The 19,819-nt window shown below is 68.3% G+C and carries 15 protein-coding genes and 1 tRNA gene; 10 read left to right on the plus strand and 6 right to left on the minus strand.

Going from position 1 to position 19,819, the window contains the following annotated elements:
* Positions 1–161 precede the first annotated feature (161 nt).
* The 3 genes from ACBY01_RS10905 to proB form a co-directional block, all read right to left on the minus strand.
* Complete coding sequence (locus tag ACBY01_RS10905) at positions 162–923, minus strand: ABC transporter permease (RefSeq protein ID WP_416460864.1); 762 nt, start codon at positions 921–923, stop codon at positions 162–164.
* Positions 920–1,849 (minus strand): ABC transporter ATP-binding protein, encoded by a 930-nt coding sequence (locus tag ACBY01_RS10910; protein WP_416460865.1) that lies wholly within the window; start codon positions 1,847–1,849, stop codon positions 920–922. The genes ACBY01_RS10905 and ACBY01_RS10910 overlap by 4 nt, the downstream gene beginning before the upstream one ends.
* A 96-nt stretch (positions 1,850–1,945) precedes the next feature.
* On the minus strand, positions 1,946–3,088 hold the full coding sequence (proB, locus tag ACBY01_RS10915) for a glutamate 5-kinase (protein WP_416460867.1): 1,143 nt from the start codon (positions 3,086–3,088) through the stop codon (positions 1,946–1,948).
* 268 nt (positions 3,089–3,356) lie between these two features.
* Here proB and ACBY01_RS10920 point away from each other — a divergent pair, with 268 nt between their 5' ends.
* The 3 genes from ACBY01_RS10920 to putP all read left to right on the plus strand — a co-directional run bounded on the left by ACBY01_RS10920 (position 3,357) and on the right by putP (position 7,086).
* Positions 3,357–4,151, plus strand: a complete 795-nt coding sequence (locus ACBY01_RS10920) for a pyrroline-5-carboxylate reductase family protein (protein WP_416460896.1) — start codon at positions 3,357–3,359, stop codon at positions 4,149–4,151.
* 51 nt (positions 4,152–4,202) lie between these two features.
* Complete coding sequence (locus ACBY01_RS10925; protein WP_416460869.1) at positions 4,203–5,501, plus strand: glutamate-5-semialdehyde dehydrogenase; 1,299 nt, start codon at positions 4,203–4,205, stop codon at positions 5,499–5,501.
* 76 nt (positions 5,502–5,577) lie between these two features.
* Complete coding sequence (gene putP / locus ACBY01_RS10930) at positions 5,578–7,086, plus strand: sodium/proline symporter PutP (RefSeq protein ID WP_416460870.1); 1,509 nt, start codon at positions 5,578–5,580, stop codon at positions 7,084–7,086.
* Between the two features lie 72 nt (positions 7,087–7,158).
* Here putP and ACBY01_RS10935 read toward each other — a convergent pair whose 3' ends face one another.
* Together ACBY01_RS10935 and ACBY01_RS10940 are read right to left on the minus strand one after the other, a co-directional pair.
* Positions 7,159–7,515, minus strand: a complete 357-nt coding sequence (locus ACBY01_RS10935) for a hypothetical protein (RefSeq protein WP_416460871.1) — start codon at positions 7,513–7,515, stop codon at positions 7,159–7,161.
* 294 nt (positions 7,516–7,809) lie between these two features.
* The gene (locus ACBY01_RS10940; RefSeq protein WP_416460872.1) at positions 7,810–8,109 is read right to left on the minus strand and encodes a hypothetical protein; all 300 of its coding nucleotides are present in this window, start codon (positions 8,107–8,109) and stop codon (positions 7,810–7,812) included.
* A gap of 356 nt (positions 8,110–8,465) precedes the next feature.
* Here ACBY01_RS10940 and ACBY01_RS10945 point away from each other — a divergent pair, with 356 nt between their 5' ends.
* Together ACBY01_RS10945 and ACBY01_RS10950 are read left to right on the plus strand one after the other, a co-directional pair.
* Entirely contained in the window at positions 8,466–9,731 is a 1,266-nt protein-coding gene (locus tag ACBY01_RS10945; protein ID WP_416460873.1) for a tetratricopeptide repeat protein, read from the plus strand.
* A 97-nt stretch (positions 9,732–9,828) separates the two neighbouring features.
* Positions 9,829–10,827 (plus strand): hypothetical protein, encoded by a 999-nt coding sequence (locus ACBY01_RS10950; RefSeq protein WP_416460874.1) that lies wholly within the window; start codon positions 9,829–9,831, stop codon positions 10,825–10,827.
* Positions 10,828–10,979: 152 nt separating this feature from the next.
* On the opposite strand, the gene ACBY01_RS10955 is transcribed toward ACBY01_RS10950, so the two are convergent.
* Positions 10,980–11,066, minus strand: a tRNA-Leu gene (locus ACBY01_RS10955).
* A gap of 170 nt (positions 11,067–11,236) precedes the next feature.
* On the opposite strand from ACBY01_RS10955, the gene ACBY01_RS10960 reads away from it, so the two are divergent.
* From ACBY01_RS10960 to gltB, 5 genes are all read left to right on the plus strand, one after another.
* Complete coding sequence (locus tag ACBY01_RS10960; RefSeq protein WP_416460875.1) at positions 11,237–12,166, plus strand: complex I NDUFA9 subunit family protein; 930 nt, start codon at positions 11,237–11,239, stop codon at positions 12,164–12,166.
* 21 nt (positions 12,167–12,187) lie between these two features.
* The gene (locus ACBY01_RS10965) at positions 12,188–12,988 is read left to right on the plus strand and encodes an undecaprenyl-diphosphate phosphatase (protein WP_416460876.1); all 801 of its coding nucleotides are present in this window, start codon (positions 12,188–12,190) and stop codon (positions 12,986–12,988) included.
* Positions 12,989–13,140: 152 nt separating this feature from the next.
* Positions 13,141–14,622, plus strand: coding sequence for an NAD(P)-dependent oxidoreductase (locus ACBY01_RS10970; protein ID WP_416460877.1), 1,482 nt, complete (start codon positions 13,141–13,143; stop codon positions 14,620–14,622).
* Complete coding sequence (locus ACBY01_RS10975; protein ID WP_416460878.1) at positions 14,619–15,248, plus strand: DUF2059 domain-containing protein; 630 nt, start codon at positions 14,619–14,621, stop codon at positions 15,246–15,248. Before ACBY01_RS10970 ends, ACBY01_RS10975 begins: the two co-directional genes overlap by 4 nt.
* Positions 15,248–19,816 (plus strand): glutamate synthase large subunit, encoded by a 4,569-nt coding sequence (gltB, locus tag ACBY01_RS10980; protein WP_416460880.1) that lies wholly within the window; start codon positions 15,248–15,250, stop codon positions 19,814–19,816. Before ACBY01_RS10975 ends, gltB begins: the two co-directional genes overlap by 1 nt.
* Positions 19,817–19,819: the final 3 nt, after the last annotated feature.

The following is a 19,819-nucleotide window of genomic DNA, read 5'->3' on the forward strand; positions in this document are numbered from 1 at the left end:
GTGCTCCTGACCGCAGCCGCGCTCGTACGAGGGATTCACGCCGAATTCTGCAAATCCGCGCCCGCCTGTCGAGCACTCCGACGCAAAAAGGCGGGTATGCGCGACCCAGGACGGCGGGCTTTGGGAGGCGCTGCCCCCCAAGCCGGGCCCTTCGAGCGGAGTCAGTTCTTCAGCCGCCAGCCGCTCTTGAAGATCCATGCGATGACGGCGAGGCATGCCAGCAGGAAGCCCAGCGTCACACCCAGGCTGATCGCGATGTCGACGTCGCCCTTGCCGAAGAAGCTCCAGCGGAAGCCGCTCACCAGATACACGACCGGGTTGAACAGGCTCACCGTCCGCCACGGCTGCGGCAGCATGTCGATCGAGTAGAAGCTGCCGCCCAGGAACGTCAGCGGGGTGATCAGCAGCAGCGGCACGAAGTTCAGCTGCTCGAAGCTCTTGGCCCAGATGCCGAGGATGAAGCCGAACAGGCTGAACGCGATCGAGGTGAGCAGCAGAAACGCGACCATCGCCGCCGGATGCATCACGCGGATGGGGACGAAGAAGGCGGAGGTCGCGAGGATGATCCCGCCAATGATGACCGACTTGGTCGCCGCGGCACCGACATAGCCCAGCACCATCTCCATCGCCGAGATCGGCGCCGACAGCAGCTCGAAGATCGTGCCGGTGAATTTCGGGAAATAGATGCCGATCGACGCATTGCCCACGCTCTGCGTCAGCAGCGAGAGCATGATAAGGCCGGGGACGATGAAGCTGCCATAGCCGACGCCGTCGACGCTCTGCATGCGGCTGCCGATCGCGCCGCCGAAGACGATGAAATAGAGGCTGGTGGTCAGCACCGGCCCGACGAGACTCTGCCACAGGGTGCGGAGCGAGCGGGCCATTTCGAACCGATAGATCGCCCAGATGCCGTGCAGGTTCATGCCCGTTCCCCCACCAGATCGACGAAGATGTCCTCAAGGCTCGACTTGGAGGTCTCCAGGTCCTTGAAGGCGATGTGGCGCTCGGCGAGCGCGCGCAGCAGCGATGGGATGCCCGTATCCTCCTCGGTCGCATCGAAGACGTAGCGGAGGGTCTTGCCCTCGTTCACCAGGCTGAGCTGCCAGCGGTCGAGGCCGCCGGGCACCGCGTCGAGCGGGTCGACGAGCGTCAGGTCGAGCTCGCGCTTGCCCAGCTTGTGCATCAGCGCGGTCTTCTCGTCGACGAGCAGCAGCTCGCCCTTGTTTATGACGCCGACCCGGTCGGCCATCTCCTCGGCTTCCTCGATATAATGGGTGGTCAGGATGATGGTCGTCCCGCGTTCGCGCAGGCGATGCACCAGCTTCCACATGTCGCGGCGCAGCGCCACGTCGACGCCGGCGGTGGGTTCGTCGAGGAACAGGATCTCGGGCTCGTGCGCGAGCGCCTTGGCGATCAGCACGCGGCGCTTCATGCCGCCGGACAGCGCCATGATCTTGGCGTCGCGCTTGTCCCACAGCGACAGGTCGCGCAGGACCTGCTCGACATAGGCGCTGTGACCGGAACGCCCGAACAGCCGCCGCGAGAAGGTGACGGTCGCCAGCACGGTCTCGAACATATCGACCGACAGTTCCTGCGGCACGAGCCCGATCCGCCGGCGCGCGGCCTTGTAGTCCGCGAGCGCATCGTGGCCGGCGACCCGGATGGTGCCGGTGGACGGCGTCACGATGCCGCAGATGATGCTGATCAACGTGGTCTTGCCGGCCCCGTTGGGACCGAGAAGCGCGAAGATCTCCCCCTTGTTGATGGTGAGATCGACGCTGTCGAGCGCGGTGAACCCGCCCTTGTAGGTCTTGGATACGCCGGACACGGCGAGAATAGGTTCTGGCATGAGGCCCCCCTTTGCCGCGCTTAGATAGGGGGAGCGGGGGCGGGTTAAAGCCACCCCCGTTTCCGAATGCGCGACCTAGGGGGGTTCGGGCGGCGGCTAGGCCGGTTCCGGCTGCCGCTCCCACTGGAGGTGGCGGTCGTCGAGGACGATCAGGTTGGTGCTCTCGATCAGCACGCCGCGCGACTGATAGCCGAGCAGCGCCTTCACCGGCACCTCCTGGTTGCGGACCAGGATGGCCGTTTCCTCCGAACCGAAGTCGGTCATGCCGCGCGCGCGCTCGACGCCCTTCTCGTCGTAGACGTGGATGACGTCGCCCTTGGCATAGCTGCCGGCGATCGAGTGGACGTCGTGGCGATCGATGCCGCGCTCGCCGCGCTCCACCGCTTCGGCAGCGGCCTGGGTGATGACGATGCTGCCCGCCATCTGGAGGCGGTTGGTGAGCCAGGTCGCCCAGCTCGTCAGCGGCTCGGCATGCGCCACGCAGGTGGTGCAGCGGCGGCGGCCCGTCAGCGCGGCGGAAATCGGCGCCTCGCCCTCGCCGTTCGCGATCAGCGTGTGGCAGCCGGCGTTCTGCGCCATGTTCGCGGCCTGCAGCTTGGTGAGCATCCCGCCGCTGCCCAGCGTGCTGACGCCCTCCGTCACCGTCAGATACTGGCTGACGTCGTGCACCGTCTCGACCAGCTTGGCGCCCGGCTCGGACGGGTTGCGGTCGTACAGCCCGTCGACGCCGGTCAGGATCACCAGATGCTGCGCTTGAATCATCTGCGCGACCTTGGCGGCGAGACGATCGTTGTCGCCGACGCGGATCTGCTCGGTCGTGATCGTGTCGTTCTCGTTGATGATCGGCAGCACGCCGGACGCGAGCAGCCGGTCCACCGTATTCTTGGTGTTGAGGAAGCGCGCATGGTGCTCGAAGTCGCCCAGCGTCACCAGGATCTGCGCGATCTGCAGTTCGTGCTGGTGGCCGATGTGCTTGTAGGCGTCGAGGAGGAGCGGCATGCCGCACGCCGCCGCCGCCTGCTTGTCGCGCAGCCCGGCACTGTCGGGCGTGACGCCGACCATCCGCATCCCCAGCGCCACCGCGCCGGAAGAGCAGAGCACCACCTCATGCCCCGCCTCGCGCAGGCGGGCGATGTCTTCGAGGACATATTGCATGAAGCCCCAGCGCGGCGTCAGGCGAACCTGGTCTGTCAGAAGACTAGAACCGATTTTTACAACAATTCTCTTTTTATCGCGCAAAGTTCACTCCGGATCGTTAGTTGAGGCACATAAATAAACGGTCGCGGCCGTCAGGCGCTCCGACGACTTTGACATTTTCAGCGGATTGGATTATCGCGCCACATACCGTCTTCGGCGGGTCATGGCAAATCTGCCGCTCGAGCGCGTCGTTTTAGGCGCCATCATCTTTGATGCGACACCGCCGATCCTGCGCAAACGCGCGGTTGATTGGCCATGATCCCGAAACGGTCGGACGAAACGAGCATGGAGGAACGGTTTGCGGATCGCATTGGTCGGGTACGGAAAGATGGGCGCGGCACTGTTGTCGCAGTGGCAGGCGGCCGCAGGCCGGCCGGATGCCGATCACCAGTTCACCGTCATCGATCCCGCCGTCGATCCGGCAGCAGCCTCCCCCTTCCCGGCCGTCACCTTCGTCCAGCAGCCGCCGGCGCCCGACGCGTGCGCGTTCGATCTGGTGATCGTCGCGGTGAAGCCGCAGCTGGTCGACGCGGTGCTGCCGCTCTACGCCGATCGTCTGGCGCAGGGCGGCTTCGTCGCCTCGATCGCTGCCGGCTGCTCGCTCGCGCGGTTGCGCGCGCTGGCCGGCGGCGTGCCCGTCGTCCGCATCATGCCGAACCTTCCCGCGGCGATCGGCGCGGGGGTCAGCGGCCTGTGCGCCGACCCGACCGCCACGCCGGAGCAGCGCGCGGCGGTCCAGCAGCTGGCCGAGGCGGTGGGCACCGCGGTCTGGGTGGCGGACGAGGATCAGCTCGACCGCCTCACCGCCGTCGCGGGCTCCGGCCCCGGCTATGGGTTCGAGATCGCGCGGAGCTATGTCGCCGCCGCGCAAGCGATCGGCTTCGACGCGGCGACCGCCAAGCAGCTGGTGCTGGGCACGCTCGCCGGAACGATCGAGATGGCGAAGCAATCGCCGCTGGAACTCGACGCGCTGCGCACCAGCGTCACCAGCAAGAACGGCACCACCGCCGCCGGCCTCGCCGCGCTGAACGGCGACGGCACGCTGGACCAGCTACTCCAGGCGACGCTCGACGCGGCCTATGCGCGCGCCGTCGAGCTGCGCTGAACCAAATTCATTCGAAAAGAAATCAGGCTTTCGAGCCGGAAAGTTGACGTCATGACCCTCACCCAGACCCGGACCCCCGACACCCGCCTGCCCGAGAGCGGCCTCGATGCCGCCGAGCATGTCGCGTCGCTCGGCCGCGCGGCCAAGGTCGCCGCGCGCATCCTTGCCGCCAGCGGCACCGATCGCCGCAACCACGCCCTGCGCGCAGCGGCCGACCGGCTGCGGGCCGAGACGCCCGCGCTGCTGGAGGCGAACGCGGCGGACGTGGCCGATGTCGCCGATCGCAAGCCGACATCCTTCCTCGACCGCCTCCGCCTCGACGAGACGCGCGTCGCGGCGATGGCGCAGGCGCTGGAGGAGATCGCCGAGCTGCCCGATCCGGTCGGGCGCGAACTGGCGCACTTCCAGCGTCCCAACGGCCTCGACATCCGCCGCGTCGCGGTGCCGATCGGCGTGATCGCGATGATCTTCGAATCGCGGCCCAACGTGGGCGCGGATGCGAGCGCGCTGTGCATCAAGTCCGGCAATGCGATCATCCTGCGCGGGGGATCGGAAAGCCGCCGCTCGGTCGCGGCGATCGTCGGCTGCATGCGCGCCGGCCTGGCCGAGGCGGGCCTTCCCGAGGATGGCGTGCAGACGGTCGGGACGACCGACCGCGCCGCGGTCGGCGAGCTGCTGCGGGCGATCGATCACGTCGACCTGGCAATTCCGCGCGGTGGCCGCGGGCTGGTCGAGCTGGTGCGCAACGAGGCGCGCGTCCCCACGCTGCTGCACCTCGACGGCAACTGCCACAGCTACGTCCATGCGGCGGCCGATGTCGCGAAGTCGGTGGCGGTGATCCGCAACGCCAAGCTGCGGCGCACCGGCATCTGCGGCGCGACCGAGAGCATCGTGGTCGACCGGGCGATCGCGGCGACGCTCGTTCCCGCGCTTGCCGACGCGATGCCCGATTGCGAACTGCGCGGCGACGAGGAAGCCCGCACGCTCGACTCGCGCGTGCTGCCCGCCGACGACAGCGACTGGGACCGCGAGTATCTCGATGCCGTGGCGTCGGTGAAGGTCGTCGACGGGCTGGACGAGGGGATCGCCTTCGTCGCCGCGCATTCCTCCGGCCACACCGACGCGATCCTGACCGAGGACGGCGACGCCGCGGACCGCTTCCTGCTGGCGATCGACAGCGCGGTGGTGATGCACAACGCCTCCACCCAGTTCTCCGACGGCGGCGAGTTCGGCATGGGCGCGGAGATCGGCATCGCCACCGGCAAGATGCACGCGCGCGGGCCGGTCGGGCTCGAGCAGCTGACGAGCTTCAAATATCTGGTGCGCGGGAACGGCCAGACGCGTCCCTGAACGGCGGCCCTGAGCCGCGGCCCTGAACGGCGGCGGCACAGCCCCCGCGTTCCGATCTCCAATCGAAAGCACTGCGATGACCTTCGAAACCGCCGTCTCCCTGGGCGGCTATTTCGTCCTGATGCTCGCCATCGGGCTCTATGCCTGGCGCAAGTCGACCAGCAACGTGTCCGAGTTCATGCTCGGCGGCCGGCAATTGTCCCCCGCGGTCGCGGCGCTGTCGGCCGGCGCATCCGACATGAGCGGCTGGATGCTGATGGGACTGCCCGGCGCGATCTACCTCGCGGGGTACAGCGCCGCGTGGATCGCGGTGGGGCTGCTCGCCGGCGCCTGGGCCAACTACCTGCTCGTCGCGCCGCGGCTGCGCGTCTACACCGAGGCGGTCGGCGATGCGGTGACGATCCCGGATTATCTGGAGAAACGATTCGACGACGGCAGCCGGCGACTGCGGGTGCTCGCGTCGCTGGTGATCGTGATCTTCTTCACCCTCTACACTTCCGCCGGGCTGGTCGCCGGCGGCAAGCTGTTCGAGGCGTCGTTCGGGCTGGATTATACCGCCGGGCTGGTGCTGACGGCCGCCGTGGTGCTCGCCTACACGCTGTTCGGAGGCTTCCTGGCCGTGAGCCTCACGGACTTCGTCCAGGGGTGCATCATGTTCGCGGCGCTGGTGCTGGTGCCGATCGTGACGATCGCGACGCTGGGCGGCTGGTCCGAGACGCAGGCGACGGTGGGCGCGACCAGCCCCGACTACCTCTCCTGGTTTTCTGGGGTGACCGCGCTCGGGCTGGTGTCGAGCCTCGCCTGGGGGCTGGGCTATTTCGGCCAGCCGCACATCATCGTGCGCTTCATGGCGGTGCGCTCGGTGCGCGACATGCCGACCACCCGGCGGATCGGCATGTCGTGGATGCTGGTCACGGTGATCGGATCGGTGCTCTGCGGGGTCGCGGGCCTCGCCTATGTGACCCGCACCGGCCTGCCGCTCGAGGATCCGGAGACGATCTTCATCGCGCTGTCGCAGACGCTGTTCCACCCCTATGTCGCCGGCTTCCTGCTCGCCGCGATCCTGGCGGCGATCATGAGCACCATTTCCTCGCAGCTGCTGGTTTCCTCCAGCTCGCTGACCGAGGATTTCTACAAGACCTTCTTCCGTCGCGACGCCAGCCAGCGCGAGCTGGTGCTGGTCGGGCGCCTCGCCACGCTGGCGGTGGCGCTCGTCTCGATGGGACTGGCGATGGATCGCTCGAGCAGCATCCTCTCGCTGGTGAGCAACGCCTGGGCGGGGTTCGGCGCGGCGTTCGGGCCGGTGATCCTGCTGAGCCTGCACTGGCGGCGGATGACGGCGGAAGCGGCCCTGGCCGGCATCGTCGTCGGTGCGGCGACCGTGCTGATCTGGCTCTACGCGCCCTTCGCCATCGGCGGCGAAGCCCCGTCGTCCGTGCTGTACGAGATGGTACCGGGCTTCCTCGCCAGCGGCCTCGTCGCGATCGGCGTCGCCCGGTTCGGCCCCGAGGTGTCGCGGCGGGTGGAAGCGACCTACCAGCAAACCATCGCGCTGCTCCGGCAGGATCGGGCAAGCGACCGCTGACGCCGGCGTACCGCCGAACCGCGGAGGAGATTGCGCCTTCGGCCCGCTTCGGGCCGTCGGCCCCTCCGATTCTCAGGCAGAGCGCCGCGACAGACGATTCAACCCTTCGATCACAGCGATCCCCGCCAGCTTGAGCCATGTGAGCGACGCGATGGCCAGGAAGAAGAGGTGGTTCGCCACCCATAGCGGCAAGTGCGCGATATGCACCGGCCCTGGGGGGACGAGCAGCAGATACCAGATCGATGCGATCAGGGCTGCGGCCGCCAGAGATCTCGCGAGCCCAAGCAGCGGTGACCGCGTCCAGGCAGCGGCGAGCATCGCCTGCATCGGCCCGAGCGAGAACATGCCGAAGACAAGGGCCGCGATGAACGGCACGAATGCGACCGCCTCCCCGCCGATCAGCCACGGAAGCGCGATCAGCCACACCACGACGGACCAGCGCCACCGTCGCCACGCTCGGTTCCACCGGGCGGCGCGGGAAAGTGCGGGAGGCACCGGCAGTGCGCCGCTAGCGCCGCAACCTTGGCCGCCAGGCATCGCCTTGCTCACGCCTTCAGTCTCCACGAGCCGAATGGTCGACCTGGGGGCGGGCACCGCGGAGCTTTCCCGACACCGACATGCCGATCAGCAGCACGGCGATCAACGCAGTGGCGGACGGCCAGCGGCACGAACGCCGCCACTGCATACGACGAGACGGCGAAATTCATCGGCGCGGCAAGCGGTTCAATGTCGCAGCCTCGACGAGACGGCCCGCATCAACAGCAGGACGCCCTCCCAAACCAGCCCCAGCAGCCCGCCGGCGAGGAAGAACAGCGAGATCAGCATCAGCCACCCCATGACCGTCATGGTGTAGAGCAGAGCGCCGATGTCGGCCCCCAAAACAATGCAGGGTTGCGGGTAGCCTTCATGAAGGTCGCAGCCGTTCAGGTCCGCGACAAGTCCGGCGATCGCCACGGAAGCGATCGGCGCAATGCCGATCCCGACCATCAGGACGAGCATCTTGATGCGTGCCGGCAGATTCACGTCGCGTGCCCACTCCTTCAGGCAAGACGGATTATGGCCGAGCGTGCTTGATGTGTACAAGAATTATTGGAACGGTGCCGCCATTCGGCCCCAAATCCGCTACCGGATTAACGCCCTTGGAGCATGTTTAACGGCGTATGCGTTTGACATCTTCCGAATCTCATCGATGTTGTGCGAGGGCGCTAGCCACGATCAATTGATGAGAGAGCTTCGCATCCACCGGTTGGTGTGGAGTCAGCTTGGGGATAGCCACATACCGCATACCCGATACCTATTGGGTTCCGGATGGGGATCACGACCGGCCTGATCGCTGTGTCGCGAGAGAGGGGGACATGATGAACAGCCCAAGGCGCATAATGAAGGTCGCGGGCCCGCTGACCCGCTACCTCGCTTCCGTTTTCGCTGCCACGGCCACGCTGATCTGCGCCACTACCGCCACCGCATCTGCCAAGACGGACCCCGAACCTGTGCTGAACTGCCGGATCGAGGGGAAGGACCGGGAAGTCTCGATCTCCATCGTCGATACCCGCGCGCTCTATCGCTACGGGCCACCCGGTCAAAAGGCGGAACTGACGCTCAGCAGCCCGCTGGCCGATCTCGACTATCGCCGAAAGAACGGGCCCAGCGTCACGATCGACGAGATCGTGACCTTCGCAAACGGCGACACTGCCTATCGGGTCGAGGCTGGCTTCCGCACGGGCGCGGGCGGCGATCCCACCGCACTCCAGCCGTACGGCCTGCTGACCGTCAGCCGTGCCGGCACGCGGCTTGCCCAGTTCCGCTGCCAGCCGGACAGCATCACGCGTGTTCCCGACCGCCTGCTGGCGCACATGCGGGACATCGGGCGGGAGCGCGATTCCGACGGGCACACCTTCCCCAACTACCCCATTGAATATCCCGCCCCGGCGCGGCAGTCGCCCCCGTGCGAGCAGACAGCCAACGTCGACACCTGCTGGAGCAGGGGCGTAAGCGCCGCGCGCGGAGGCGATCTGCGGGGCGCGGCCGAGCATTACGCCATGTCGTGCGAGGCCGGCTTCAACATGGGCGGCTGCTACAGCGCGGGCAAACTCTACCTGCACAATCGCCAGTTGCGCGACTATGCGCGCGCCCGGACGGTGTTCACGCGCGTGTGCGCCAGCGACGATCCGGGTCAGGGACCGTACGCCTGCAAATATCTGGGTTGGATGTACTGGACGGGGACCGGCGTCAGCCGCGACCTGGACAAGGCATGGGGCGCCCTGTCGCGCGCCTGCTTCCTGCACAACGACGCGCTGCTGATCGATCCCGAAGGCTGCCACTTCTACGCCAAGGTGATCGATGAACTGCGCGTCGCTTCGCCGGGCAGATATCGGGATACCGAATTCCTGTCCTATATCGTGCTGTCGCAAGCCTGCACCGACGACGCCGCTACGGTGTGCGACGAAGCGCGCACGCGGTACCGGACGGCAGCCGCCCGGAACGCTCCCTGGTTGAAGCGATGCGAGGAGGCAGCCCGCCGGACCAACACGTTTGCGACCTGCGCCGACATTGCGACGGAGCCCGCCGATTACGACGCATCGAAGATCGCGCGACGCCGGCTGAGAAGCATGTTCCTGTCGGCACTCTCCGACATTCGGCATTGATGCTTTTCGGCAGAGCGGACGCACAGCACCTCGGCCCAGCCTTGAGGCGCACGGCCCGCCCTGCGCGTTCCGATAATCCGCTTTGGCAGGGGTAACGATGTCGAACGCCGAGCCGCCGGACTCGTTTCCCAGCGTCGAGCACCCCACCGCCCGTCGGAGCGCCGTCACATGGATCGTCATCGTTGCGATCGCGGCTGCCCTGGCGATCGCCTTCGTACGGTCTACGACGAACGCAAGGAGCGGCAGTGGCTCGTCGACCGCGGAGACGGCGGGCAGCGCGACAGCGAGCGACGTGGCGGCGCACACCGACCCGCCCACCCGAGACCCGTTTCGGTACGAGCTCACATCCTCGGTGCCAGGGTCTCGTCTGGTGCACCTCGACGATCTGCCGAGGACGACACCCTACCGCGGCGATGCCGATGTCCGGGACGGCTATTGCGGCGACACGGTACAGGCGAAGAGCGTCGGCGGCCGCCTGGCCGAGCAGCGCGGATGGCGGATCGCGGAGGAGGTCCGTTTCAAGGGCCTCGACGCCGTGCTTGTCGTGCGAGGCTATGATCCGGGCACATCGGGCCATTGCTTCGCCAAAGACCCGAACATCGCCTTTTTCCGCGGCGACCGACTGATCGGCCTTCTGTACGGGCGAGGAAAGAACGGCATCGGCATGAACACGCTGGAGCTCGTGGGCGGCCATCTGCGGGTATCCGACGACACCATGCCGGTCGGCCAGTTCACGCTGTCCGACACCCACCTCTCGTTCGACGCGGTGGCGGGCAGCGATCCGGTCTGCGGCGGTCGTTTCGAGGTGCCGGCCGTCTTCGGGCAGCGCTATTCCCAGGCCCGCACGATCCTCGCCGAAGCTGGCTGGACCGCCAAGCCGTCCAGCGTGGACGCAGGCGAAGACGCTCGCACGCTCGCCTATCGCACGCGCTTCCCGGATACCGATGCCTGCTCGGGTACCGGCTACGCCTATTGCGCCTTCAGCCTCGTCGGCCCGGATGGCGTCACGAAGCTGGGCATCACGACGCAGGGTGAAGACGCCGATCCGATTGTCGTGGACTACCGCACAGCCTGCGATGGAACGCCCGCCGCGTAAGGAGCCGCATCGCCGGCGAGCTGATGAATGGTTCAGGCGAGCCACTGCCAGCGTGTGGCGAGATGCTGCGCGCGTGGCCGGATTCGTCCCAGCAGACGCCGCATCGGCCGTTCCGACGAAGCTGACGCATTGCCTGTCTTCGAACAGGAAAATGGTGCCCAGAAGAGGACTCGAACCTCCACGACCTTGCGATCGCCAGCACCTGAAGCTGGTGCGTCTACCAATTCCGCCATCTGGGCACGGGGTAGGCCGGCGCCTCTACGGGGCCGCGGCGGGGGTGTCAACAGCCCGCCGCGCGATTTTTCGAAATGGCGCGCTTTTCGCGCGGCGCCCCCTCCCTTGCCCTTCGCGGCGCGGCACGGCATGGGTCGGCGACATGCGAAATTCGGGCGGACCTGAGGCAGGCACGATGAAGAACAAGGTGATCACGCTGGTCGGCGGCGGCGGCTTCGTCGGCCGCTATGTCGCGCAGGCGCTGCTGCGGCAGGGCGCGCGGGTGCGCATCGCGCAGCGCGATCCGCGCCAGGCCTATTTCCTGCGGCCGCAGGGCGGGCTGGGGCAGACCCAGTTCATCGCCGCCGACGTCCGCCGCCCCGACACGATCGCGCGGGCGATGATGGGCGCCGACGCGGTGGTGAACCTGGCCGGCGTGCTGACCGGCGACGTCGAGGGCGTGCAGGCCAAGGGCGCCGGGGCGGTGGCCGAGGCGGCCGCGGCCGCCGGGGTCGAGGCGCTGGTCCACGTGTCGGCGATCGGCGCGGACGCGAACGGCGAGACCGCCTATGCCCGCGCCAAGGGTGAGGGCGAGGCCGCGGTGCGCCGCCACTTCCCTCAGGCGACGATCCTGCGCCCGTCACTGATCTTCGGCCGCGAGGACCAGTTCGCCAACCGCTTCGCCCGGATGGTCGAGAAGTTGCCGGTGGTGCCGGTGATCGCACCCAAGACCCGCTTCCAGCCGGTCTATGTCGGCGATGTCGCCGCCGCCGCGGTGGCGGCCCTCGACGATCCCGAACGCTTCGGCGGCCGCACCTTCGAACTGGGCGGCCCCGACGTGCTGTCGATGGCCGAGCTGATCCAGCAGGTCGCGACGCTGCTCGACCGCAAGATCCGCACCGTCGAGCTCGGCGCCGGCACCGCCGGGCTGCTCGCGGCGCTGCCGGGTACGCCGATCACCCGCGACCAGCTGCGCATGCTCGGCCGCGACAACGTCGTGTCGTCGGATGCGGAGGGGCTCGCCGCGCTCGGCATCGCGCCGACGCCGTTCGAGAGCGTCGCGCCCCGCTGGCTGGTGCAGTATCGCCGCAACGGCCGCTTCTCGCGCCACGCGCACACCGCCTGAGGGCGTCCGGACGGGAATTTCATGAGCGACCTTCTGACCATCCTCCTCCTCGGCATCGTCGAGGGGGTGACCGAGTTCCTGCCCGTCTCCTCGACCGGCCACCTGATCCTCGCCGGCGCGCTGCTCGGCTTCAAGAGCGAGGCGTCGGGCACGTTCGAGATCGTGATCCAGCTGGGCGCGATCCTGTCGGTGATCGTGCTCTACTGGCGGCGCTTCTGGGACGTGTTCGCAGGCCTTGGCCGCCGCGATCCGCGCGCGATCGCCTTCACCCGCAACGTGGCGCTCGCCTTCCTGCCCTCGGCGGTGATCGGCCTGATCGTCTACAAGGCGGTCAAGGCGATGCTCGAAAGCCCGATGATCGTCGCGGTCGCGCTGGTGGTCGGCGGCATCGCGATCCTGGTGATCGAGCGGCTGGTCCGCGCCCCCACCGTCACCACGGTCGAGCAGATGAGCTGGAAGACGGCGCTCGGCATCGGCGTGCTCCAGTGCCTGGCGATGATCCCCGGCGTCAGCCGTTCGGGCGCCACGATCATGGGCGCACTGGGTCTGGGCGTCGATCGCAAGACCGCCGCGGAATTCAGCTTCTTCCTTGCGGTGCCGACGATGCTCGCTGCCTCGGCCTACGATCTCTACAAGAACGCCGAGGGGATCGGCAGCGACGGCTGGCTGGCGATCGCGATCGGCTTCGTCGTGTCATTCGTTGTCGCGCTGCTGGTGATCCGCTGGTTCCTGGGCATCGTGACGCGCCACGGCTTCACCCCCTTCGCCTGGTATCGCATCGTCGCGGGCGGCATCGCCATCGTCTGGCTTTCGCAGCTTTAGGACCGAACCGGCCCCTTGATCTGAGACAATCAAGCTCAAGCCGATTGCCCGGCAACGGCCGCGCTACAACAAGGACAGCAATCCTGACATAAAGCAGTTTTATTGCGTGACTTGCCGCCGCCGCTGTGCTTTTCGCACCGGCGGAGGATGTCATGGCTGCTGACCAGATGCTGAAGTTCGTTGCGCGACCCCAGGCCTACCCGCCAAAACGCGATGCCGAGCTGCGGGCCGAGGACTTTCGCGAGATCGCGGATCGCTACGCAACGCCCGAGGCGCAGGACCAGGCCGGGCGCTGTTCGCAATGCGGTGTGCCCTATTGCTCGGTGCACTGCCCGCTCCACAACCACATCCCGGACTGGCTGCGCCTCACCGCCGAAGGTCGGCTGCGCGAGGCGTACGAGCTGTCCAACGCGACCTCGGCCATGCCGGAGATCTGCGGCCGCATCTGCCCGCAGGACCGGCTGTGCGAGGGCAATTGCGTGATCGAATTCTCCGGCCACGGCGCGGTGACGATCGGCGCGGTCGAGAAGTACATCACCGACACCGCCTGGGAGGAAGGCTGGGTCGAGCCGGTCCAGGTCGGCCCCGAACGCGGCCAGTCGATCGGCATCATCGGCGCAGGTCCCGCGGGATTGTCGGCGGCCGACTGGCTGCGCACCGCCGGTTACGAGGTGCACGTCTACGACCGCTACGATCGCGCCGGCGGGCTACTGACCTACGGCATTCCCGGCTTCAAGCTGGAGAAGCACGTCGTCACCCGCCGCGTCGAACGGCTGAAGGACGCCGGCATCGTCTTCCACGAAGGCTTCGAGGTCGGCCGCGAGGCGACGCTGGAGGCGCTACGCACCCGCCACGACGCGCTGCTCGTCGCGACCGGGGTCTACAAGCCGCGCGCGATCAAGGCGCCGGGCGTCGCGGCCGAGGGCGTGATCGACGCGCTCGACTATCTCACCGCCTCCAACCGCAAGAGCTTCGGCGACGCGGTGCCCGCCTTCGACGGCGGCGCGCTCAATGCCGAGGGCAAGAAGGTGGTGGTGATCGGCGGTGGCGACACGGCGATGGACTGCGTGCGCACCGCGCTCCGCCAGGGCGCGACGTCGGTGAAGTGCCTCTACCGCCGCGACCGCGCCAACATGCCGGGCTCGCAGCGCGAGGTCGCCAACGCCGAGGAGGAAGGCGCCGAGTTCGTCTGGCTCTCCACCCCCGCCGCGTTCGAGGGTGAGGGGCAAGTCACCGCGGTGCGCGCCACCGGCATGCGGCTGGGCGCGCCCGACGCCAGCGGCCGCCGCGCGCCCGAGGCCGATCCCGGCAGCGACTTCGTGCTGGAGGCCGATCTGGTCATCAAGGCGCTGGGCTTCGATGCCGAGGACCTGCCGACGCTGTTCGAGGCGCCCGAGCTCGGCGTCACCCGCTGGGGCACGGTCCGCGTCGACGGCAAGTCGATGATGACCAGCCTGGACGGCGTGTTCGCCGCCGGCGACATCGTGCGGGGCGCGAGCCTCGTCGTCTGGGCGATCCGCGACGGCCGCGACGTGTCCGAGCATATCCACCGCTACCTCCGCGACAAGGCGAAGGCCGCGAAGGCGGGCAGCGCGCCGGTGCCCGAGCGCCAGGCCACGAGAGTGGCGGCATGATCCGCGCACTCTACCTGGCGGGGGCGCTGATCGCCGCGCCGGTGGCGACCGCGCAGACCGCGGCGCCGCCCGCCGCTGCACCGGCTGCAGTCGACCCTGCGCAGCTCGCCGCCGCCGAGCGGACGGTTGCGCTGCTCGTCCCGCAGGGCGTCTACGCCAAGATGATGCGCGAGCAATATCCGCGCGTGATGGAGGCGATGCTGGCCAGCATGGGCGGCATCTCCGCGGCGGACGCCGGCGGGACCGAGCCCGGCAGCATCCTCGATGCCGCCCGTGCCCAGGATCCCGCGTTCGACGAGCGCATGCGGATCATGACGCGGGTGATGGGCGAGGAGTTCGCGCCGGTGATGGCCCAGGTCGAGCCGCAGGTGCGCGCCGGCCTCGCCGCCGCGTTCGCGCGACGCTTCACCGTCGCGCAGCTCGCCGACATGAACGCCTTCTTCACGACGCCCTCGGGCAAGGCGTTCGCGGACAATTTCCTGTCGCTGTTCGCCGATCCCGACATGATCCGCGAGATGTCCAAGGCCACGCCGCTGCTGATGCAGGCGATGCCGAAGATCGTCCAGAAGGTGGAAGCCGCGACCGCCCACCTGCCCCCGCCGCCCAAGCCCGAAAGCGACGACTGATGCCCACGCTCGACTCCGCCACCCTGGACGCCGCCACCCTGGACGCCGAACGCCTCCGCCTCGCCCGCGAGGGCATGTACCGGCCCGAGTTCGAAAGCGACGCGTGCGGCGTCGGCCTGGTCGCCGCCACCGACGGCGCGAGCTCGCGCCGCGTCGTCCAGTCGGCAATCGATGCCCTGCGCGCGGTGTGGCACCGCGGTGCGGTCGACGCCGACGGCAAGACCGGCGACGGCGCCGGGCTCCACATCGACCTCCCCGCCCGCTTCTTCGAGGATGCGGTGGCGGCCGCCGGCCACCGCATGCGGCCGAACCGGCTGGCGGTGGGCATGATCTTCCTGCCGCGCACCGATCTGGGCGCACAGGAGACCTGCCGCACCATCGTCGAGAGCGAGATCATCGACGCGGGCTACACCATCTACGGCTGGCGCCAGGTGCCGGTGGACGTGTCGGTGATCGGCATGAAGGCGCAGGCGACGCGGCCGGAGATCGAGCAGATCATGATCGCCGGGCCGATGCCCGACACCGTCGACGCCGCCGAGTTCGAAAAGAACCTCTATCTCGTTCGCCGCCGGATCGAGAAGCGCGTGATCGCCGCGCAGATCAGCGGCTTCTACATCTGCTCGCTGTCGTGCCGCTCGATCATCTACAAGGGGCTATTCCTCGCGGAATCGCTGTCGGACTTCTACCCGGACCTGAAGGACGACCGCTTCGAGAGCCGCGTCGCGATCTTCCACCAGCGCTATTCGACCAACACCTTCCCGCAATGGTGGCTGGCGCAGCCGTTCCGCTGCCTTGCCCACAATGGCGAGGTGAACACGATCCGCGGCAACAAGAACTGGATGCTCAGCCACGAGATCAAGATGGCGAGCCTGGCGTTCGGCGAACGGTCGGAGGACATCAAGCCGGTGATCCCGGCCGGCGCCTCCGACACCGCCGCGCTGGACGCCGTGTTCGAGGCGATCTGCCGCTCCGGCCGCGATGCGCCGACCGCCAAGCTGATGCTGGTGCCCGAGGCATGGCAGGAGAACGAGGACCTGCCCGACAGCCACCTCGCCATGTACGAATATCTCGCCTCGGTGATGGAGCCGTGGGACGGGCCGGCGGCGCTGGCGATGACCGACGGCCGCTGGGCGGTCGCGGGCATGGACCGCAACGCGCTGCGCCCGCTGCGCTACACCCAGACCAGCGACGGCCTGCTGATCGTCGGATCGGAAGCCGGCATGGTCGTGGTGCCGGAGGCGACGGTGCTCGCCAAGGGGCGGCTCGGGCCGGGCCAGATGATCGCCGTCGACCTGGACGAAGGCCGGGTGTTCGACGATCGCACGATCAAGGACCAGCTCGCGGCCGAGGCCGACTATCCGGCGATGATCCAGGAATTTCTGACCGTCGACGATCTCGCGCCCGTCGCCGGCCAGCAGCTGCCGCGCTACGCCCGCGCCGAACTCGCGCGGCGCCAGGTCGCCGCCGGCCAGACGCTGGAGGACATGGAGCTGATCCTCTCGCCGATGGTCGAGGGGGGCAAGGAAGCGATCGGCTCGATGGGCGACGACACGCCGCTTGCCGTCATCTCGGACAAGCCGCGCCTCGTCAGCCAGTTCTTCCGCCAGAACTTCAGCCAGGTGACCAACCCGCCGATCGATCCCTTGCGCGAGCGGCAGGTGATGTCGCTGCGCACCCGCTTCGGCAATCTCGCCAATATCCTCGACACCAACGGCTCCGCCAATGCGGTGCTGGTGCTCGAAAGCCCGGTGCTGACCAGCGAGGAATGGCTGCGGCTCAAGACGCATTTCGGCGCGCAGGCGGCGGAGATCGACTGCACCTTCGAGACCGGCGACGACCATGAGGTGCTGCGCGCCGCGATCCAGCGCATCCGGCAGGAGGCCGAGCAGGCGGTGCGCGAGGGGCGCAGCGAGCTGTTCCTGACCGACGAGCATGTCGGGCCCGATCGGATCGCCATCCCCGGCGTGCTCGCCGCGGCCGCGGTCCACACCCACCTCGTGCGCCGGGGCCTGCGCTCCTACGCCTCGGTCAACGTGCGCACCGGCGAGTGCCTCGACACCCATTATTATGCGGTGCTGATCGGTGTCGGCGCGACGACGGTGAACGCCTATCTGGCCGAAGCCGCGATCGCCGACCGGCAGGGCCGCGGGCTGTTCGGCGAGATGACCCTCGACCAGTGCCTCGCCCAGCACCGCCATGCGGTGAACGAGGGGCTGCTCAAGATCCTGTCGAAGATGGGGATCGCGGTAATCTCCTCCTATCGCGGCGGCTATAATTTCGAGGCGGTCGGGCTCAGCCGCGCGCTGGTCAACGACCTGTTCCCCGGCATGCCCGCCAAGATCTCGGGCGAGGGATATCACTCGCTCCACTACAGCGCGGTGCTCAAGCACCAGGCGGCGTTCGACCGCGGCATCACCACGCTGCCGATCGGCGGCTTCTACCGCCAGCGCGACGGCGGCGAGACCCACGCCTATTCGGCGCAGCTGATGCACCTGCTGCAGTCGGCGGTGTCGCGCGACAGCTATTCGACCTATCTGCAGTTCGCCCGCGGCGTGCGCGACCTGCCGCCGGTCTATCTGCGCGACCTGCTCGAATTCAACTATCCCGACGAAGGGGTGGCGATCGAGCGGGTCGAGGCGATCACCGAGATCCGCAAGCGCTTCGTCACCCCGGGCATGTCGCTGGGCGCGCTGTCGCCGGAAGCGCACGAGACGCTGGCGATCGCGATGAACCGCATCGGCGCTAAGGCGGTGTCGGGCGAAGGCGGCGAGGACAAGGCGCGCTACACGCCCTACGAGAACGGCGACAACGCCAACTCGACGATCAAGCAGATCGCGTCGGGCCGCTTCGGCGTGACGGCGGAATATCTCAACGCCTGCGACGAGATCGAGATCAAGGTCGCCCAGGGCGCCAAGCCCGGCGAGGGCGGCCAGCTGCCCGGCTTCAAGGTGACCGAGTTCATCGCCAAGCTGCGCCACGCGACACCGGGCGTGACGCTGATCTCGCCGCCGCCGCACCACGACATCTATTCGATCGAGGATCTCGCGCAGCTCATCTACGACTGCAAGCAGATCAACCCGCGCGCGCGTGTCTGCGTGAAGCTGGTGTCGTCGGCCGGCATCGGCACGGTCGCGGCCGGCGTCGCCAAGGCGCATGCCGACGTGATCCTGGTCTCCGGCCATGTCGGCGGCACCGGCGCCTCGCCGCAGACCAGCATCAAATACGCCGGCACGCCTTGGGAAATGGGGCTCAGCGAGGTCAACCAGACGCTGACCCTCAACGGCCTGCGCGGGCGCGTCACGCTGCGCACCGACGGCGGGCTCAAGACCGGGCGCGACATCGTCATCGCCGCGATCCTGGGCGCCGAGGAGTTCGGCATCGGCACGCTGAGCCTGGTGGCGATGGGCTGCATCATGGTGCGCCAGTGCCATTCGAACACCTGCCCGGTGGGCGTGTGCACCCAGGACGCGGCGCTGCGGCAGAAGTTCGTCGGCACGCCCGAGAAGGTCATCAACCTGATGACCTTCATCGCCGAGGAAGTGCGCGAGATCCTGGCGCGGCTGGGCTTCCGCAGCCTGGACGAGGTGATCGGCCGCACCGAGCTGCTCCGCCAGGTCAGCCGCGGCGCCGAGCATCTCGACGACCTCGACCTCAATCCCGTCCTCGCCAAGGTCGATGCGGACGAGAGCCAGCGGCGCTTCTCGCTCAACACCTTCCGCAACGAGGTGCCTGACAGCCTCGACGCGCAGATGATCAAGGACGCGGCGGCGGTCTTCTCGCGCGGCGAGAAGATGCAGCTGACCTATTCGGTGCGCAACACGCACCGCGCGGTCGGCACGCGGCTGTCGAGCGAGATCACCCGCACCTTCGGCATGTCCAAGCTCGCCGACGGACACGTCCACATCCGGCTGCGCGGCACCGCCGGCCAGTCGCTGGGCGCGTTCCTGTGCAAGGGCATCACGCTGGAGGTGTTCGGCGACGCCAACGACTATGTCGGCAAGGGGCTGTCGGGCGGCCGCATCGTCGTGCGGCCGATGGTCAGCTCGCCGCTGGTCAGCCACCGCAACACCATCGTCGGCAACACCGTCCTCTATGGCGCCACCTCCGGCCAGCTGTTCGCAGCGGGGCAGGCGGGCGAGCGCTTCGCGGTGCGCAACTCGGGCGCGACCGTGGTTGTCGAAGGCTGCGGCGCCAACGGCTGCGAATATATGACCGGCGGCATCGCGGTGGTGCTGGGCGACACCGGCACCAACTTCGGCGCGGGCATGACCGGCGGCATGGCGTTCGTCTACGACGCCGAGGACCGCTTCCCCCGCCACGCCAATCCCGAGAGCATCGTCTGGCAGCGGATCGACTCGGCGCACTGGGAGTCGGTGGTCCGCGACCTCGTCGCCGAGCACCACAAGGCGACCGACAGCCGCTGGTCGGGCGAACTGCTCGAGGACTGGGACCGCACCCGGGAGCGGCTGTGGCAGGTGGTGCCCAAGGAGATGCTCACCCGCCTCCCCCACCCGCTGTCCGACACGCCGGCGGACGCGCCTGCGGAAGAGATGGTCGCGGCGGAATAAAGA

It is taken from the genome of Sphingomonas mangrovi (genome assembly GCF_047975845.1).
GTDB lineage: Bacteria > Pseudomonadota > Alphaproteobacteria > Sphingomonadales > Sphingomonadaceae > Sphingomonas.

What these genes read in the sequence shown, in the direction of transcription:
- ACBY01_RS10905 (WP_416460864.1), bottom strand. Translation starts at nt 923, where the DNA reads ATGAACCTGCACGGCATCTGGGCGATCTATCGGTTCGAAATGGCCCGC.
- ACBY01_RS10910 (WP_416460865.1), bottom strand. Translation starts at nt 1,849, where the DNA reads ATGCCAGAACCTATTCTCGCCGTGTCCGGCGTATCCAAGACCTACAAG.
- ACBY01_RS10925 (WP_416460869.1), top strand. Translation starts at nt 4,203, where the DNA reads ATGACCCTCACCCAGACCCGGACCCCCGACACCCGCCTGCCCGAGAGC.
- putP (WP_416460870.1), top strand. Translation starts at nt 5,578, where the DNA reads ATGACCTTCGAAACCGCCGTCTCCCTGGGCGGCTATTTCGTCCTGATG.
- ACBY01_RS10945 (WP_416460873.1), top strand. Translation starts at nt 8,466, where the DNA reads ATGAAGGTCGCGGGCCCGCTGACCCGCTACCTCGCTTCCGTTTTCGCT.
- ACBY01_RS10950 (WP_416460874.1), top strand. Translation starts at nt 9,829, where the DNA reads ATGTCGAACGCCGAGCCGCCGGACTCGTTTCCCAGCGTCGAGCACCCC.
- ACBY01_RS10960 (WP_416460875.1), top strand. Translation starts at nt 11,237, where the DNA reads ATGAAGAACAAGGTGATCACGCTGGTCGGCGGCGGCGGCTTCGTCGGC.
- ACBY01_RS10965 (WP_416460876.1), top strand. Translation starts at nt 12,188, where the DNA reads ATGAGCGACCTTCTGACCATCCTCCTCCTCGGCATCGTCGAGGGGGTG.
- ACBY01_RS10970 (WP_416460877.1), top strand. Translation starts at nt 13,141, where the DNA reads ATGGCTGCTGACCAGATGCTGAAGTTCGTTGCGCGACCCCAGGCCTAC.
- ACBY01_RS10975 (WP_416460878.1), top strand. Translation starts at nt 14,619, where the DNA reads ATGATCCGCGCACTCTACCTGGCGGGGGCGCTGATCGCCGCGCCGGTG.
- gltB (WP_416460880.1), top strand. Translation starts at nt 15,248, where the DNA reads ATGCCCACGCTCGACTCCGCCACCCTGGACGCCGCCACCCTGGACGCC.